Genomic DNA, 16,241 nt, shown 5'->3' with positions numbered 1-16,241 from the left:
CTGACCGCAACACGGGACTACACCGATGGACAAGGCACTCTACGTGGCGATGACCGGTGCACGCGCCTCCCTGCAGGCGCAGGGCACGCTGTCGCACAACCTGGCCAACACCGATACCCCCGGCTTCAAGGAGGCGCTCGCCAACACCGAGGCCTTCCCGATCAAGGGGACCGGCTATGCCTCGCGCGTGGATGCCCTGCACGTGGATGCCGGCTTCAACCGGCGCATGGGCGCCCAGCAGATCACCGGCAACCCGCTGGATCTGTCCCTGCAGGCCGGCAACTGGCTGGCCGTGCAGGCACCGGGCGCCAATGGCGGCGAGGCGTATACCCGCGGCGCGGCGCTGTCGATCACGCCCAATGGCCAGCTGGTGACCGCCGGCGGCCATCCGGTACTGGATGAGAACGGCAACCCGATCGCGATCCCGCCGCACCAGGCGATGGACATCGGCAACGACGGCACGATCTCGATCATCCCGCTGGGCGAAGGCCCGCAGACGATGGCCAACATCGGCCGCATCCGCGTGGTGCAGGCCGACGACGCACGGCTGGAACGCGGCCTGGATGGGCTGATGCGCAACAACGACCCGCAGCAGCCCTTCGTGCAGGCCCAGGGCAAGTCGCTGGAAAGCGGTCAGCTGGAAGGCAGCAACGTCGATGCGGCCGGTGCGCTGGTGCAGATGATCCAGCTGCAGCGCCAGTACGAAATGCAGGTGAAGGTCATCAAGCACGGCGATGACAACGCGCGCAGCGCCAACAGCCTGCTGCGCCTGGGCGGTTGACCGCGCGCCGTGACGTAATCCCGGCGCGGTTCTGGCACGCGCCATGCATTGCCCTTCGCAAGGGCCGCACCACGCGGCCACCCGCTACAACACAGGAATGACGCCATGAACCAGGCATTGTGGATCGCCAAGACCGGACTGGATGCGCAGCAGACGCGCATGTCGGTGGTTTCCAACAACCTCGCCAACACCAACACCACCGGTTTCAAGCAGGACCGTGCCAGTTTCGAAGACCTGCTGTACCAGCAGGTCCGCCAGCCGGGCGGTGCGTCCTCGGCGCAGACGCAGCTGCCCACCGGCCTGCAGATCGGCACCGGCGTGCGCGTGGTGGCCACCGCCAAGAACTTCGAGCAGGGCAGCCAGCAGCAGACCGGCCGCGCACTGGATGTGATGGTCAACGGCCGCGGGTTCTTTGAAGTGCAGATGCCGGACGGTTCCTCGGCCTATACCCGCGACGGCTCGTTCCAGCGCAACCAGGATGGCGAGCTGGTCACCAACAGCGGCTACCCGGTGCAGCCGGGCATCCAGATTCCCGAAGGCGCGCAGTCGCTGACCATCGGCACCGACGGCACGATCAGCGTGAAGATGGCCGACGACGCCGCCTCGGTGGAAATCGGCGCACTGACCCTGACCGACTTCGTCAACCCGGCCGGCCTGCAGGCCCGCGGTGAAAACCTGTTCCTGGAAACCACCGCCTCCGGCCCGGCGCAGAACGGCAATCCCGGCCTCAACGGCCTGGGCACCGTGGTGCAGGGTGCGCTGGAAGGCAGCAACGTCAACGTGGTGGAAGAGCTGGTCTCGATGATCGAAACCCAGCGCGCCTACGAAATGAACGCCAAGGCGATCTCCACCACCGACGCGATGCTCGGCTACCTCAACCAGAACGTCTGATCGGTCGACCCGGGAACCTGCCATGTCGCGTCTTGCCCCTATCCTCCGCCTGCTCGCCGCCGCCGTCCTCATCGCCACCCTCGGGGGCTGCGTGATCGCCGGCGATGTCCGCCCCTACCCGGCCATGGCGCCGGTGGAACCGATCATGCCGGCCTCGGCCCAGGCCACGGCCGGTGCGATCTACGCCGCCGGCCCGGGCCTGCAGCTGTACTCGGACCGACGCGCCCGCGATGTCGGTGACCTGCTCACGATCACCCTGACCGAGAACACCACCGCGCAGACCACCGCCAACACCTCCACCTCGAAAGAGTCGGAGCTGAGCATCGGCACGCCGACGATCTTCGGTGCCCCGGTGACGCTGGGCGGCAAGGACATCCTCAGCGCCAGCGCCGCCGGCTCGCGCGACTTCACCGGCAAGGGCACCAGCGCGCAGAGCAACCGCCTGCAGGGCAGCGTGACCGTCACGGTGATCCAGCGCCTGCCCAACGGCAACCTGGTCGTGCAGGGCGCCAAGAACCTGCGCCTTAACCGCGGCGATGAGCTGGTGCAGGTGCAGGGCATCGTGCGCGCGGCGGACATCTTCCCGGACAACACCATTCCCTCCAGCCGCGTTGCCGATGCCCGCATCGTCTACGGCGGCCGCGGCGCGATCGCCCAATCCAACGCGATGGGCTGGCTGAGCCGCTTCTTCAACTCGGCGCTGGCGCCGTACTGAGCCTGACATGACCTCCCTCTTCTCCCTCATTTGCGCGAAGCGAAGCCCCGAGCGGTGCACCGAGGCGATGCGGTCGGCACTGGGCGCGTGGCGACGCGCCAAGCCCACCGGCGCCCATCGGTCATGGGGCGCGGCGTCGCTCTACACGTCGCAGCAACGACGCGTGGTGTCGCACGGCGCGACGCGTGCCGTGCTGGCACTGCTGGCCGTGTTCGCGCTGGTGGCGCCCGCCTCCGCCGAACGCATCAAGGACCTGGCCCAGGTCGGCGGTGTGCGTGGCAACGCGCTGGTCGGCTACGGTCTGGTGGTCGGCCTGGATGGCAGCGGCGACCGCACCAGCCAGGCGCCCTTCACGGTGCAGAGCCTGAAGAACCTGCTGGGCGAGCTGGGCGTCAACGTGCCGGCCAACGTCAATCCGCAGTTGAAGAACGTGGCGGCCGTGGCCATCCATGCCGAGCTGCCGCCGTTCGCCAAGCCCGGCCAGCCGATCGACATCACCGTTTCCTCGGTAGGCAACGCGGTCTCGCTGCGCGGCGGCTCGCTGTTGATGGCGCCGCTGCGCGGTGCCGATGGGCAGGTCTACGCCATCGCCCAGGGCAACCTGATCGTGGGCGGCTTCGGTGCGCAGGGCAAGGATGGCTCGCGCGTGTCGGTCAACGTGCCCAGCGTCGGGCGCATTCCCAATGGCGCCACCGTCGAGCGTGCGCTGCCGGATGTCTTCAGCGGCGGTGGCGACATCACCCTGAACCTGCACAAGAACGACTTCACCACGGTCTCGCGGATGGTGGCGGCACTCAACAATGCCTTTGGTGAAGGCGCCGCGCGTGCGATCGATGGCGTCACCGTGGCGGTCAACGCGCCGTCCGACCCGGGCGCACGCATCGGCCTGCTGGCGCGCATCGAGAACCTGGAACTGACCCCCGGCAGTGCGCCGGCCAAGGTGGTGGTCAATTCGCGTACCGGCACGGTGGTGATCGGCGCGCAGGTGCGCGTGGGCGCCGCGGCGATCTCCCATGGCTCGCTGACCGTGACCATCAACGAGAACGCCAACGTCAGCCAGCCGGGCGCGTTCAGTGGCGGCCAGACCGTGGTGACGCCGCAGTCGACCATCACCGCCACCAACGATGGCAGCCGCATGTTCAAGTTCAACGGCGGCACCACCCTGGATGAAATCGTGCACGCGGTGAATGCCGTGGGCGCGGCCCCGGGCGATCTGATCGCCATCCTGGAAGCCCTCAAGCAGGCCGGCGCGCTCAGTGCCGAACTCGAGGTGATCTGACATGCGCATCCAACCGGCCCTGGAACTCAATCCCGCCCAGCCCAACAGCCCGGCCAAGGTCGACAAGGTCGCCCGCCAGCTGGAAGGCCAGTTCGCGCAGATGCTGATCAAGAGCATGCGCGAGGCGAGCTTTGGCGATTCGCTGTTCCCCGGCGAAAACACCATGTTCCGCGAGATGTACGACCAGAAGATCGCCGATGCGATGACCCGCGGCCGCGGCCTGGGGCTGTCGAGCATGATCGCGCGCCACCTGGGCGGCGCCGAAGGTGAGGCGGCCAAGCCGGTCGACACCACGCCAAATCCGGCCGCGGCGCTGCGCGCCTACCGCCTCAATGCACCGGCCGCCGGCATGCCCCTGCCGGCCAGTGCCGCGCCGCCCGCGCCGCGCGAGGCCGACCTGCTGCAGCAGTTGAACGGCGAGGCACCCTCTGCCGTGCTGCAGCCGATGGAACGCGCGCTGGACCTGATCGCTGGCCGTGAAAGCAGCCAGATGCATGAGGCGATCGGCCGCAGCGATCCCTATGCGGCGGCCGCCGGGAGCGACCCAGCCAGCGCCGACTGGGCCATGGGCGATGACCGCTGGAGCGGTGTGACCCGCCCAGCGGCCAGCGGCCCCAGCGCCGTCGACAACCTGGCCGCCTCCACCGCCGCGGCCGAACTGGGTCCGCATACCCCGGCCGGCTTCGTTGCCAGCATCTGGGGCCATGCGCAACAGGCCGCGCGCGAACTGGGCGTGGATGCCAAGGCGCTGGTCGCCCAGGCCGCGCTGGAAACCGGCTGGGGCCGCAAGCTGGTCCGCCGCAGTGGCGGTGACAGCTCGCACAACCTGTTCGGGATCAAGGCCAACGGCTGGCAAGGTGAGCGCGCCACCAGCGGCACCCACGAGTACGTCAACGGCGTGCGCCGCAACGAGACGGCGAGCTTCCGCGCCTACAACTCGGTGGGCGAGAGCTTCGCCGACTACGTGCGCCTGCTCAAGACCAGCCCGCGCTACCAGAACGCCCTGCAGGCCGGCAGCGACGTGCGCAGCTTCGCGCAGGGCCTGCAGCGCGCCGGCTACGCCACTGACCCGACCTACGCGGCCAAGATCGCCGCGATCGCCGGCGGACCGACCATCGAGCGCGCCGTTGCGGCGGTGAGCGATGCCGGCGAGCGCCTGGGCCGCACTTTTGCCAGCACCGCCAGCCCGACCGGGCTGGGTGTCATCCGTCGTTGAGGTAACCCATGTCCAGCGTACTCTCCACCGGCACCAGCGCCCTGCTCGCTTTCCAGCGGGCCCTGGCGACCACCAGCCACAACGTCGCCAACATCAAAACGCCTGGCTACAGCCGGCAGAAGGTGGACTTCGCCACCGCCAATCCGCAGAACTACGGGTATGGCGACGTCGGCAATGGCACCCGCATCACCGATGTCCGCCGCGTCGCGGACCAGCTGGCCATCTCGCGCCTGCTCGATGGCAGCGGTGAACTGGCGCGCCTGAAGCAGTTGTCCACGATGGCCGACCGGGTCGATGCCATGTTCTCCGACGCCTCCACCAACGTGGCCGGGGTCTGGTCGAACTTCTTCGATTCGGTCAGCGGACTCTCATCCAACGCCTCGGGCAGCGCCGACCGGCAGAACGTACTGGACAGCGGCAAGACCTTGGCCAACCGCTTCCAGCAGCTCAATACCCAGCTCAACAACCTCAATGGCGAGGTCAACAACGGCCTGATCGCCGGCGCCACCGAGATCAACCGGTTGGCCCAGGAGATCGCCCAGCTCAATGGTTCCATCGGCAGCAACGCAGCCACGGCGGCCCCGGACCTGCTCGATCGCCGTGACCAGCTGATCGCCAACCTGGTCGGCTACACCGGCGGCAACGCGGTGATGCAGGACGGCGGCATCATGAATGTCTACACCGCCGGCGGCCAGGCCCTGGTGGTCGGCACCACCGCCTCCAAGGTCACTACCGTGACCGATCCGTACCAGCCCGAGCGCCTGCAGCTGGCGCTGGAGAGCCAGGGCCAGAAGATCACCATCGATGGCAAGACCCTCGGTGGCCAGATCGGTGGCCTGCTGGAGTTCCGCAATACCGTGCTGACCCCGGCGCAGGCCGAGCTGGGCAAGCTGGCGATCGGCATGGCCAGCAGCTTCAACGACGTCCACCGCCAGGGCGCGGATCTGTACGGCAACATGGGCGGCGACTTCTTCACCATCGGCAACCCACGCATCACTGCCAACAGCAGCAACACCGGCACCGCCAGCATGAGCGCCAGCTTCGGCGACCTGTCCAAGCTGGATGGCCAGAACATCGTGATGAAGTTCGATGGCACCCAGTGGCAGGCCACCCGCGCCGACACCGGCGCCACGATCCCGATGACCGGCACCGGCACCGCAGCCGACCCGCTGGTGCTCAATGGCGTCAGCCTGGTCATGAGTGGTACGCCGGCCAAGGACGACCGCTTCCTGCTGCAGCCCACCGCAGGCGTGGCCGGCAGCATGGAAGTGGCGATCACCGACACCTCGCGCATCGCCGCCGCCGCGCCGATCAAGGGCAGCGCCGCGATGGCCAACACCGGCACCGGCAAGCTCACCGGGGTCAAGGTGACCGATGCGGGCAACCCGGCGCTGCGTAATCCTGCGGCGATCGTGTTCACCAGTGCCACCGAATACACGATCGATGGCGTCGGCCCGAACACCTACACCGCCGGGCAGACCATCACCGCCAACGGCTGGAGCTTCGTGCTGGACGGCGCACCCAAGCAGGGGGACACCTTCACCATCGGGCCGACCCCGGCCGGTTCTTCGGACAACAGTAATGCCTTGCTGCTGGCCAAGGTCGAGCAGGCCAAGACCTTCAATGACGGCACGATCACCCTGAGTGGCGCACTGGGTGGACTGACTACCCAGGTCGGCGCGGCGGCGCGCTCGGCCGAGTATTCCCTGATGGCACAGCAGGTGATCACCGACCAGGCCCAGGCGGCACGCGACTCGATTTCCGGCGTGAACCTGGATGAAGAGGCCTCGGACATGCTCCGCCTGCAGCAGGCCTACCAGGCCGCCTCGCAGCTGATCTCCACCGCCGACACCATGTTCCAGACCATCCTCGGAGCCGTCTCGCGATGAACAACCGCATTTCCACCGGCATGATGTTCAATCAGTCGGTGTCCCTGATGCTCGCTTCGCAGGCAAAGATGAATCACCTCGAGCGCCAGATCGCCACCGGCAGCAAGATCGTGTCGGCCAAGGACGACCCGGTCTCGGCCGGTACGGCGGTCGGCCTGGACCGTACCCTGGCATCGCTGGACCGCATGCAGCTCAACGCGGGTAACGTGCAGAACCGCCTCGGCCTGCAGGAAAACGCCTTGGCCCAGGTCGGCGATATGATGGGTCGCATCACCGAATTGACCATCTATGCCAACAATCCGGGCCTGGCCGCCGCCGACAAGGAGTCGATGGTCACGGAAATCGAGGCAATCCGCGGGAATCTGCTCGCGGTGGCCAACAGTACCGACGGCACCGGCCGCTATCTGTTCGGTGGTACCGATGACGCCAGCCCGCCCTTCAGCCAGGTCGATGGCCGCATTGTCTACAACGGCGACCAGAACCAGCGCGAAGTGGAAGTGGGTCCGGATACCTACGTGAAGGACGCCCTGCCCGGCAGCGAGATCTTCATGCGCATCGTCACCGGTGACGGGCACGTGGACGGCAAGGCCGCCGCCGGCAACACCGGCAGCGGCGTGCTCACCAACATCACCCGCGACAGCGACGGCAGCTGGAATGGCGAGGGCTTCAACGTGCGCTTCACCGGCACAGACAGCTATGACCTGCTCGACGCCGGTGGCGCCGTGGTGTCCAGCGGGACGCTCAAGACCGGCGACGACCTGGTGGTCAACGGGGTGCGCCTGCATATCGAGGGTGCGCCTGCCGCCGGCGATATCTTCGAGGTCAGCCCCGCGTCAAGCCGCGATATCTTCGGCACCCTGGATTCACTGATCGGCGCCCTGAAGATGGATACCGGCACCCCCGCCCAGCAGGCGGCCCAGCAGAACCTGCTGCAGAGCGGGCTGCGCGACGTAGCCCGCGCCTCGGAGCGGATGATCGACTCCCGTGCCGCCGGCGGTGCCCAGCTCAAGGCGCTGGACAATGCCTCGGACATGCGGGAATCGAACGTGGTCACGCTCAAGACCACCCTCTCGGAGATGCGCGACCTGGACTACGCCGACGCGCTGAGCCAGTACCAGCTGGAGAAGACCGCCCTGCAGGCGGCCCAGACCCTGTTCTCGCAGATGCAGTCGATGTCGCTGTTCAACATGATCCGCTGAGCCCCCCCCCTACAACCTGGTCGGCCTGAAGGCCGCGATGCTTTGAGCATCGCGGCCTTTTTCGTTCTGGGCTGGCGTATCGCCGGCCGGGCGTCGCCTGGGCGCCCTTCCCGTGCACCTGGAGGCCTGAAGCGGCCCCCGTGCCGTGCCCGGAACCTCCTGCCGCCCGTGAAATCCAGCGGTCTGTCCCCGCCCTGCAAACCCGCTTGAATCTCCGCCTAAAGGTTGTTGACAAAGCGCCGTTATTGATTTGGCAACAGCGAAGCACACAGCCAAAAACAAAAAAACGGCGGCGCTTCGTTCCATTCACCACCGGGATTCCAATAAGGGAGACGACCCATGGCACAGGTAATCAACACCAACACGATGTCGCTCAACGCTCAGCGCAACCTGAGCACCAGCGGCAGCTCGCTCGCTACCACCATCCAGCGCCTGTCGTCGGGCCTGCGCATCAACAGCGCAAAAGACGACGCCGCCGGCCTGGCGATTTCCGAGCGCTTCGGCACCCAGATCCGCGGCACCGATGTCGCGATCCGCAATGCGAACGACGGCATCTCGCTGGCCCAGGTCGCCGAAGGCGCGCTGAGCGAAGTCGGTAACAACCTGCAGCGCATCCGCGAGCTGGCTGTACAGGCCTCCAACGCAACCAATTCCACCAGCGACCGCAAGGCGCTGCAGGCCGAAGTGACCCAGCTGGTCAGCGAAATCGACCGCGTCGCCAAGCAGTCCGACTTCAACGGCACCAAGCTGCTGGATGGCAGTTTCACCAGCCAGCTGTTCCAGGTGGGTGCGAATGCGGGTCAGGCGATTGCGATCAACAGCGTGGTGGATGCGAAGGCGACCTCACTGGGCGCCACCACCTTCGTCGACGCCGGCAGCATCACGCTCAACGCTGCAGCAGTTACCGCTGCAGCGGGCAAGATCGGAGGCGTGATGGTGGGTGAAATCAGTATCGGCGATGTCGAGTTCGACTACACCGTCCCCGCCGGTACCACGGCGGAACAAGCGGCGACCGCGACAAAGAATCAGGAAAACGCCACCAAGGCAATGATGGCGGCCATCAACGGCAAGTTGAGTGAAACCGGTCTGCATGCTGCACAAGAGACCAACGCGGCGGGTGTTGCCACTCCTGGCGTCATTACCCTGACCTCGATCAAGGCAGACAACAAGGTGACCGACGTGGCCGTTACTTCCGCCGGGACGCCTCCCGTCGCCTTGAACACGCCTGCCGCGGGTGGCGGTCCGTCGCATGTCTCTGACATCAAGATCGACACCGTTGCAGGTGCACAGCAGGCCCTGGAGATCGTCGACAAGGCACTGGAATCGGTCAACAGCGTTCGCGCCGATCTGGGCGCCATCCAGAACCGCTTCACCTCGGTCGTTGCGAACCTGCAGACCTCCTCGGAAAACCTGTCGGCCTCGCGCAGCCGCATCCGCGACACCGATTTCGCCAAGGAAACCGCGGAACTGACCCGTACCCAGATCCTGCAGCAGGCCGGCACCGCCATGCTGGCTCAGGCCAACCAGGTTCCCCAGAACGTGCTCAGCCTGTTGCAGCGCTGACATGCGACGCTCCTGAAGCACGTCAGGAGCGGCTAACCCAACTCACGTGCAACTGCTCAAGGACCCTTCCTCATGGCACAAGTCATCAACACGAACACGATGTCGTTGAATGCTCAGCGTAACCTGAGCACCAGCGGCAGCTCCCTGGCCACCACGATCCAGCGCCTGTCGTCGGGTTCGCGCATCAACAGCGCCAAGGACGACGCCGCTGGCCTGGCGATCTCCGAGCGTTTCGGCACCCAGATCCGGGGCACCGATGTGGCCATCCGCAATGCAAACGACGGCATCTCGCTGGCCCAGGTTGCCGAAGGTTCGCTCAGCGAAATCGGCAACAACCTGCAGCGTATCCGCGAGCTGTCGGTCCAGTCGTCCAATGCCACCAACTCTTCCAGCGACCGTAAGGCTCTGCAAGCCGAAGTCACCCAGCTGGTCAGCGAGATTGATCGCGTTGCGAAGCAGTCCGACTTCAACGGCACCAAGTTGCTGGATGGTTCGTTCTCCAGCCAGTTGTTCCAAGTGGGCGCAAATGCAGGTCAGGCTATTGCCATCGACAAGGTGGTGAATGCGAAGACTGACTCGCTTGGGAGCGCGGCGTTTTCCTCCGATGGCACGCTAGCCTTCGCGGCAGATATGGACCTGACCTCCGGTAAGCTGGAAGGTCTTGATATCGGCGGCATCAGCCTAGGCACCATTGAATTCGAACAGGGCATCGGTGTAGACGACGACGCGGCTCAGGCGGCCACTGTCCAGAATGCTCTCAATGCTGTTGTCTCTGCCATTAACTCGAAGATTGGTGAGACCGGCGTCCATGCCGCCCAGTCAGTTACCGATGACGTTGTCGATGCAGGGAAGATCACTCTCAGCTCCGTGAAAGCTGATTTGGACGACGCCGGCATTGCAAAAGCAAAAGTCAACGTCCCGGCGGCGATGACTGGCCTTACGGCAGTTCAAATCGGCGAGGAGACTGACAATAGCTCAACCCTCTCGACCCTCAACATCGGCACGGTAGTCGGTGCCCAGCGCGCTCTGGAGGTCGTTGATAAGGCGCTGGAATCGATCAACAACACCCGTGCGGACCTCGGCGCCATCCAGAACCGCTTCACCTCGGTGGTGGCCAACCTGCAGACCTCGACCGAAAACCTGTCCGCGTCGCGTAGCCGCATCAAGGACACGGATTTCGCCAAGGAAACCGCAGAGCTGACCCGCACCCAGATCCTGCAGCAGGCCGGTACGGCCATGCTGGCCCAGGCTAACCAGGTGCCGCAGAACGTGCTCAGCCTGCTGCGCTAAGCCGCACTCCAAACACCTGCGCCGAGAGATTCGGCGCAGGTGTAACGATCGATTCACGATCCACCGCCAAAGGAAACCACCATGGCACAAGTCATCAACACCAACACGATGTCGTTGAATGCTCAGCGTAACCTGAGCACCAGCGGCAGCTCCCTGGCCACCACCATCCAGCGCCTATCGTCGGGTTCGCGCATCAACAGCGCCAAGGACGACGCCGCTGGCCTGGCGATCTCCGAGCGTTTCGGCACCCAGATCCGCGGTACCGACGTGGCCATCCGTAATGCCAACGACGGCATCTCGCTGGCCCAGGTCGCCGAAGGCTCGCTGAGCGAAATCGGCAACAATCTGCAGCGCGTCCGTGAACTGGCTGTCCAGTCGTCCAACGCCACCAACTCCGCCAGCGATCGCAAGGCACTGCAGGCCGAAGTCACCCAGCTTGTCAGTGAAATTGACCGTGTGGCCAAGCAGTCGGAGTTCAATGGCACCAAACTACTGGACGGCTCTTTCTCCAGTCAGCTGTTCCAGGTCGGTGCAAACGCAGGCCAGGCCATTGCAATCGATAAGGTCGTCGATGCGAAAGCAAGCTCGCTCGGCTCCACTACTTTTGCGACTGCAGGCAGCATTGATCTGACAGGAGATGCATCGCTCGCCTCGGGCAAGATCGCTGACGCCAAGATCGGGGCAATCGCACTCGGTGAGATCAAGTTTGATGTGGTTACTGCCGCGGATGACACGGATACTGTGGCAGTGGCAGCAGCATTGGCGACCACAACAGAGAATGCCGTCAAGGCCATCTCAACCGCAATCAACGCAAAGATCGGTGAGACCGGCGTGCATGCTGCTGCCGCGACCAAGGCGGACGGAACCGTTGACCCGGGCAAAGTCACCCTCACTGCGGTGAAGGCGGACATCGTCGTCGCGGATTTGAAAGTCTCCGGTGTGACCGCTGATGACGATAAGACCACGCAGTTGACTGAAGGCAGCGCGGCTTCCCATCTCTCCAACCTCGACATCGGCACTGTCGTTGGTGCACAGCAGGCGCTGGAGATCGTCGACAGCGCGCTCAGCTCCATCAACAACACCCGCGCAGACCTCGGCGCCATCCAGAACCGCTTCACCTCGGTGGTGGCCAACCTGCAGACCTCGACCGAAAACCTGTCCGCGTCGCGCAGCCGCATCAAGGACACGGATTTCGCCAAGGAAACCGCAGAACTGACCCGCACCCAGATCCTGCAGCAGGCCGGTACGGCCATGCTGGCCCAGGCCAACCAGGTGCCGCAGAACGTGCTCAGCCTGCTGCGCTGATCCACGCCTGCATCGTCCCCGCCGCCGGCTTCGGCCGGCGGCGCGGGCAACCCGAGGCATCGCAATGCACGCGCAGGAACGGGCCATGGCCATGGGACGGGACTCTCTCCCGGTCGCCACATCATCGTGGCCATGGCCCGCCCCTGCGGCAGAACTGTTATCAGCGCTGTTTGTTTGACTGAACACCCCGGGTGGCTTCGTCTCCCCCCGCTTTTCAGTAGCCTGACCCCTCCTCTGCATTGGAGGAGGGTTTTTTACAGACCACCTATCAGAGGCGCGAACCGCCGCCCCCGCACCAGGGTTCCTGCAACCGGCGTGCCAAACCCGCCCTTGCCCTGGCTGGCACAACTCCTGCATCAACGTGGTTCTAAAGACCCGGCGGCTACGGCCGCTACTTTCGTTGATGGCATCGCCCTGCGACTTCACGGCAGCGGCTATAAACAGGAGATACAACGTGGCGGACTTCGGTTACGGCGGCATCGGTTCAGGACTGGACATTTCCGGCATGGTCAGCAGCCTGGTGGCGGCGGATCGCAAGCCGGCGGACAACGCACTGAACCTGCAGCAGTCCAAGGCCAAGATGCAGCTCTCGGCGATCGGCACGGTCAAATCCGCGTTCGACACCCTGAACACGGCATTGAAAGCGCTGAAGGCCAATACGGCGTTCGATGCACGTACCTTCTCGGCGAGCAAATCCGGTACAGACGAGATATTGACGGTCAGCGGCACGAATGCGGCGGCCGCCGGTTCCCACGCCATTGACGTGAAGGAACTCGCCACGGCCAACAAGTGGATTGCCGACACCTCGCTCCCGAAGACGGATACGTTTGGCGCCGGAACCCTGACGCTCACCGTGGGCGTGGGCGACAAGCAGAAGACGCTGAACATCAACGTCGAAGCAGACGACACCCTCAGCTCGATCCGCACCAAGATCGAAAAGGCGGGGCGCGCCTCTGGCGTCCAGGCCACGCTGATTTCCTCGGGCGACAACCAGTTCCTGTCGATCTCCCAGGAGAAGTCCGGTACGGCCAATGCAATCAAGCTGACCGCCGACCCCTCCAATGCCAAGCTCACCGCTCTGGCCAACAGCCTGTCCGAGCGGACCTCCGCCGCGGACGCCAGGCTGCTGATCGACGGCGTGGAGGTCACCAGCAGCGAAAACACCGTCACCGACGTGGTGCCGGGCGTGACGCTGAACCTCAAGAAGACCGGCGAAAGCACCGTCACCATCACCACCGACGTCGCCGCGGCGCGCAAGGTGATGCAGGACTTCGTGACCGCGTACAACGGCGCCATCGCGGCGATCAACACCGCGACCAAGTATGACATCGAGAACAAGGAGCCCTCTTCGCTGACCGGCGATGCGCAGATGCGCGGCGCCTCCAGCCAGCTGCGCAGCATGATGGGCGGCATTCTCAAGGACCTCTCGGCCGCCGGCCTGGACCCGAAGAAGATCGGCCTGCAGACCCGTGCCTATCCCAATGCCGATGGCAGCCTGGTGCTGGATACCGCCAAGTTCGACGCGGCCCTGGTCAATCAGGGCGGTGCCGTGCGCGAGGCCTTCACCGGTGATGACGGGGCGGCGGCAAAGCTGTTTGCGATGGTGGATGGCTACGTCAGCACCACCGTCGGCAAGGAAGGCGCCTTCGTCTCGCGCACCAAGAGCATCAACAATACGCTGACGGACATCGACAAGCGCCGCAAGGCGCTCGATGTCCGCATGGAAGGCGTATCCGAACGTTACAAAAAGCAGTTCCTCGCGCTCGATGCGCTGATGAGCAAGATGAGCCAGACAATGTCCAGCCTTACCTCGCAGCTCTCGCAGCTCAGCGGTTGATCGATCGCGGCAGCGGACTCAAGTTGAACCGGCCCGCTGCCGATATCACTGGCAGGACACCTCGCAGGCTCCACCCGGTGCCGACGATGTCGCGAACTTCGCGGCCCCGCATGAAGGAGACATGATTGATGTACGGTTCCAACCGTCAATTCACCGAGCAGTACCGCAAGGTCGGCGTGCAGAGTTCGGTTACCGATGCCGACCCGCACAAGCTGGTGGCGCTGCTGCTCGCTGGTGCCTGCGAGCGCCTGCGACTGGCCTTGGCCTGCCTGGAACGTGGCGACCAGGCGCGCAAGGGCAAGGCGATCGGCGAGGTCTGCGCCATCGTGGGCCACCTCAACGGGTCGCTGGACCATGAGGCCGGGGGCGAGATCGCCGGCAACCTGTCCTCGCTGTACGACTACGTGATGCACCGGTTGACCGAAGCCAACCTGCACAACGACCCGGCTGCGCTGACCGAGGCCCTCGAACTGCTGGGCGAGATCGACTCGGCCTGGAACGCCATTCCGCAGCAACAGCGCCACACGGCGCAGGCCGCGCCATGAGTTCGCTCGGCGCGCTGAACGCCCGGCTCGACGCGCTGGAAACGGCGTTGCACGACGAGAATTTCGATGAGGCCGGGCTGCAGCTGGATGCGCTCGATGCCGCCCAGCGCAATTATCTGGCCGGTCCTTCAGCCCTGTCCGACGTGCCGGGGCTGTCCTCACTGCAGGCACGCCAGCAGCGCATCATGCTGTTCATGATGCGGCAGCGCGAAGAGGCCAGCCGCCACATCCATAGTGGGCACCAGTCCCTTCGCGCCGCGCAGGCGTACCTGACGGCAGAATCCCTGTCATGAACGAGCTTCGCACCAGCGCCATCCATCACCCGGCCGAAAGCGAGCTGTTCGATGAGACGCTGAGCTGCGAAGTGGCGCTGCCGGCCGAGTTCCGCATCGGCAGCGCAGTGATCCGCCCCGGCACGGCCGAGACGCTGCTGCGCAGCGTGGCGCTGGTGGAGGATGCCCGCGGCGATGACGGGCATGACGACCGCAGCGATGCCACCCTGCAGGTGCAGCGCCTGGAAGCCAAGCTCGATCTGGTCATGGTGCTGCTGGGCCGCCTGGTACGGCAGAGTGCGCAGGACCTGCCACTGCGCCCCCTGCGCTGGTCACGCCGTGGCATCCGCCTGGAACAGGGCAGCCGCAGCGGCGCCGCGCCGGGCAGCATGGGCGTCATCCGCCTGCAGCCCTGCGATTGGCTGCCCGACCATATCGACCTGCCCGTGGTGATCGTGGCCGAAGCGGCCAATGGCTCCGGCGCGCACTATCTGTGGCTGCGTTTCGAAGGGCTCAGCGATGCGCTGGAGATGGCCCTGGAGCGGCATCTGTTCCGGCTGCACCGTCGCCAGATCGCAGAAGCACGTCGCCTGCGTTGACCGTACGGCTCCGACTGTGACGCATTCGGCTTGGCGGTAGGCCTTCACTCCGTTAAGGTGACGGCCTCCCCGCTCCCCAAGCAGCCTGTGCGCGTTCTCATCGTCGATGATCACACCCTGGTCCGTGCCGGCCTCAGCCGTCTGCTGCAGGGCTTTGCCGACGTCGAGGTCATCGCCGAGGCCAGCAACGCCGAGCAGGCGCTGCAGCTGAGCGTGCAGCATTCCCCGGATGTCGTCCTGATGGACCTGTCCCTGCCCGGCCGTACCGGGCTGGAGGCCCTGAGCGACATTCTCCTGCGGACGCCCGGCTCGCGCGTGGTGATGATGACCATGCACGACGATGCCGTGCACGTTCGCGATGCGCTGGATCGTGGCGCGGTCGGCTTCGTGGTCAAGGATGCCGCGCCGCAGGAACTGGAACTGGCGTTGCGCGCCGCGCATGCCGGCCAGGTGTTCCTGAGCCCGCAGATCTCGGCCAAGATGCTCGCCCCCATGCTGGGCAGGGAAAAACCGGTCGGGGTTGCAGCCCTGTCGCCACGGCAGCGCGAGATCCTGCGCCGTATCGGCAAGGGCGAGAGCAACAAGGAAATCGCCGCGGACCTGGGCATCAGCGTCAAGACGGTGGAAACCCATCGCGCCCGGATGATGGAATCGCTGGGCTGCCGCCGCGCCAATGACCTGGTGCTGCTCGCTGCCCGGCACCAGCACGAGCTGGAGTGATCAGCGCCGGTTCTCCGGCACACACGGCTTCCCCGCGACGCAGGGTGACGGATTTTTGAAGCCCGGCCGGCAGGCTGGGCACAGAAAGACAAGGCCTGCGCGCCAACGCCCGTCAAAATACCGCGCCGATGTCGGGATAT

The 16,241-nt window shown here is 65.5% G+C and carries 15 protein-coding genes; all 15 read left to right on the top strand.

From position 1 onward, the window contains the following. The first annotated feature begins 25 nt into the window (after positions 1 to 25). The 15 genes from BIZ42_RS18760 (at position 26) to BIZ42_RS18690 (ending at position 16,101) form a co-directional block, all read left to right on the top strand. A complete protein-coding gene (locus BIZ42_RS18760) occupies positions 26 to 781 on the top strand; it encodes a flagellar basal body rod protein FlgF (protein WP_019184779.1) in 756 nt (251 codons plus the stop codon). A gap of 105 nt (positions 782 to 886) precedes the next feature. Continuing rightward, positions 887 to 1,672 carry a flagellar basal-body rod protein FlgG gene (gene flgG / locus BIZ42_RS18755; RefSeq protein ID WP_019184780.1) on the top strand — a complete coding sequence of 262 codons (786 nt, stop codon included), beginning with the start codon at positions 887 to 889 and terminating at the stop codon, positions 1,670 to 1,672. 22 nt (positions 1,673 to 1,694) lie between these two features. Next, on the top strand, positions 1,695 to 2,387 hold the full coding sequence (flgH, locus tag BIZ42_RS18750) for a flagellar basal body L-ring protein FlgH (protein WP_070427340.1): 693 nt from the start codon (positions 1,695 to 1,697) through the stop codon (positions 2,385 to 2,387). A 67-nt stretch (positions 2,388 to 2,454) separates the two neighbouring features. Continuing rightward, positions 2,455 to 3,666, top strand: a complete 1,212-nt coding sequence (locus BIZ42_RS18745) for a flagellar basal body P-ring protein FlgI (RefSeq protein ID WP_237393531.1) — start codon at positions 2,455 to 2,457, stop codon at positions 3,664 to 3,666. A gap of 1 nt (position 3,667) precedes the next feature. Continuing rightward, positions 3,668 to 4,882: a flagellar assembly peptidoglycan hydrolase FlgJ gene (gene flgJ / locus BIZ42_RS18740; RefSeq protein WP_070427338.1), complete on the top strand. Its 1,215-nt coding sequence runs from the start codon at positions 3,668 to 3,670 to the stop codon at positions 4,880 to 4,882. Between the two features lie 8 nt (positions 4,883 to 4,890). After that, positions 4,891 to 6,771: a flagellar hook-associated protein FlgK gene (flgK, locus tag BIZ42_RS18735; protein WP_070427337.1), complete on the top strand. Its 1,881-nt coding sequence runs from the start codon at positions 4,891 to 4,893 to the stop codon at positions 6,769 to 6,771. Further along, positions 6,768 to 7,970 (top strand): flagellar hook-associated protein FlgL, encoded by a 1,203-nt coding sequence (gene flgL, locus BIZ42_RS18730; protein WP_070427336.1) that lies wholly within the window; start codon positions 6,768 to 6,770, stop codon positions 7,968 to 7,970. The genes flgK and flgL overlap by 4 nt, the downstream gene beginning before the upstream one ends. Before the next feature lie 339 nt (positions 7,971 to 8,309). Beyond that, positions 8,310 to 9,533, top strand: coding sequence for a flagellin (locus BIZ42_RS18725; protein WP_070427335.1), 1,224 nt, complete (start codon positions 8,310 to 8,312; stop codon positions 9,531 to 9,533). A 72-nt stretch (positions 9,534 to 9,605) separates the two neighbouring features. Then, on the top strand, positions 9,606 to 10,823 hold the full coding sequence (locus tag BIZ42_RS18720; RefSeq protein ID WP_070427334.1) for a flagellin: 1,218 nt from the start codon (positions 9,606 to 9,608) through the stop codon (positions 10,821 to 10,823). An 81-nt stretch (positions 10,824 to 10,904) separates the two neighbouring features. After that, positions 10,905 to 12,128 carry a flagellin gene (locus tag BIZ42_RS18715; RefSeq protein ID WP_070427333.1) on the top strand — a complete coding sequence of 408 codons (1,224 nt, stop codon included), beginning with the start codon at positions 10,905 to 10,907 and terminating at the stop codon, positions 12,126 to 12,128. A 454-nt stretch (positions 12,129 to 12,582) separates the two neighbouring features. Further along, positions 12,583 to 13,965, top strand: a complete 1,383-nt coding sequence (gene fliD / locus BIZ42_RS18710; RefSeq protein WP_070427332.1) for a flagellar filament capping protein FliD — start codon at positions 12,583 to 12,585, stop codon at positions 13,963 to 13,965. Between the two features lie 128 nt (positions 13,966 to 14,093). Then, on the top strand, positions 14,094 to 14,510 hold the full coding sequence (gene fliS, locus BIZ42_RS18705) for a flagellar export chaperone FliS (RefSeq protein WP_070427331.1): 417 nt from the start codon (positions 14,094 to 14,096) through the stop codon (positions 14,508 to 14,510). Then, positions 14,507 to 14,803 carry a hypothetical protein gene (locus BIZ42_RS18700; protein ID WP_070427330.1) on the top strand — a complete coding sequence of 99 codons (297 nt, stop codon included), beginning with the start codon at positions 14,507 to 14,509 and terminating at the stop codon, positions 14,801 to 14,803. The genes fliS and BIZ42_RS18700 overlap by 4 nt, the downstream gene beginning before the upstream one ends. Continuing rightward, positions 14,800 to 15,381, top strand: a complete 582-nt coding sequence (locus tag BIZ42_RS18695; protein WP_019184792.1) for a PilZ domain-containing protein — start codon at positions 14,800 to 14,802, stop codon at positions 15,379 to 15,381. The genes BIZ42_RS18700 and BIZ42_RS18695 overlap by 4 nt, the downstream gene beginning before the upstream one ends. 87 nt (positions 15,382 to 15,468) lie before the next feature. Next, positions 15,469 to 16,101 carry a response regulator transcription factor gene (locus tag BIZ42_RS18690; RefSeq protein WP_026070039.1) on the top strand — a complete coding sequence of 211 codons (633 nt, stop codon included), beginning with the start codon at positions 15,469 to 15,471 and terminating at the stop codon, positions 16,099 to 16,101. Positions 16,102 to 16,241 lie beyond the last annotated feature (140 nt).

Source organism: Stenotrophomonas sp. LM091, assembly GCF_001806305.1.
GTDB lineage: Bacteria > Pseudomonadota > Gammaproteobacteria > Xanthomonadales > Xanthomonadaceae > Stenotrophomonas > Stenotrophomonas bentonitica_A.
The sequence above is the reverse complement of the archived record's forward strand: the minus strand, read 5'-3'. Positions and strand labels throughout refer to the sequence as shown.

Bases quoted from the DNA above. Each gene is read 5' to 3' on its own strand.
- BIZ42_RS18760 (WP_019184779.1), top strand. From the start codon at position 26: ATGGACAAGGCACTCTACGTGGCGATGACCGGTGCACGCGCCTCCCTG.
- flgG (WP_019184780.1), top strand. From the start codon at position 887: ATGAACCAGGCATTGTGGATCGCCAAGACCGGACTGGATGCGCAGCAG.
- flgH (WP_070427340.1), top strand. From the start codon at position 1,695: ATGTCGCGTCTTGCCCCTATCCTCCGCCTGCTCGCCGCCGCCGTCCTC.
- BIZ42_RS18745 (WP_237393531.1), top strand. From the start codon at position 2,455: ATGCGGTCGGCACTGGGCGCGTGGCGACGCGCCAAGCCCACCGGCGCC.
- flgJ (WP_070427338.1), top strand. From the start codon at position 3,668: ATGCGCATCCAACCGGCCCTGGAACTCAATCCCGCCCAGCCCAACAGC.
- flgK (WP_070427337.1), top strand. From the start codon at position 4,891: ATGTCCAGCGTACTCTCCACCGGCACCAGCGCCCTGCTCGCTTTCCAG.
- flgL (WP_070427336.1), top strand. From the start codon at position 6,768: ATGAACAACCGCATTTCCACCGGCATGATGTTCAATCAGTCGGTGTCC.
- BIZ42_RS18725 (WP_070427335.1), top strand. From the start codon at position 8,310: ATGGCACAGGTAATCAACACCAACACGATGTCGCTCAACGCTCAGCGC.
- BIZ42_RS18720 (WP_070427334.1), top strand. From the start codon at position 9,606: ATGGCACAAGTCATCAACACGAACACGATGTCGTTGAATGCTCAGCGT.
- BIZ42_RS18715 (WP_070427333.1), top strand. From the start codon at position 10,905: ATGGCACAAGTCATCAACACCAACACGATGTCGTTGAATGCTCAGCGT.
- fliS (WP_070427331.1), top strand. From the start codon at position 14,094: ATGTACGGTTCCAACCGTCAATTCACCGAGCAGTACCGCAAGGTCGGC.
- BIZ42_RS18700 (WP_070427330.1), top strand. From the start codon at position 14,507: ATGAGTTCGCTCGGCGCGCTGAACGCCCGGCTCGACGCGCTGGAAACG.
- BIZ42_RS18695 (WP_019184792.1), top strand. From the start codon at position 14,800: ATGAACGAGCTTCGCACCAGCGCCATCCATCACCCGGCCGAAAGCGAG.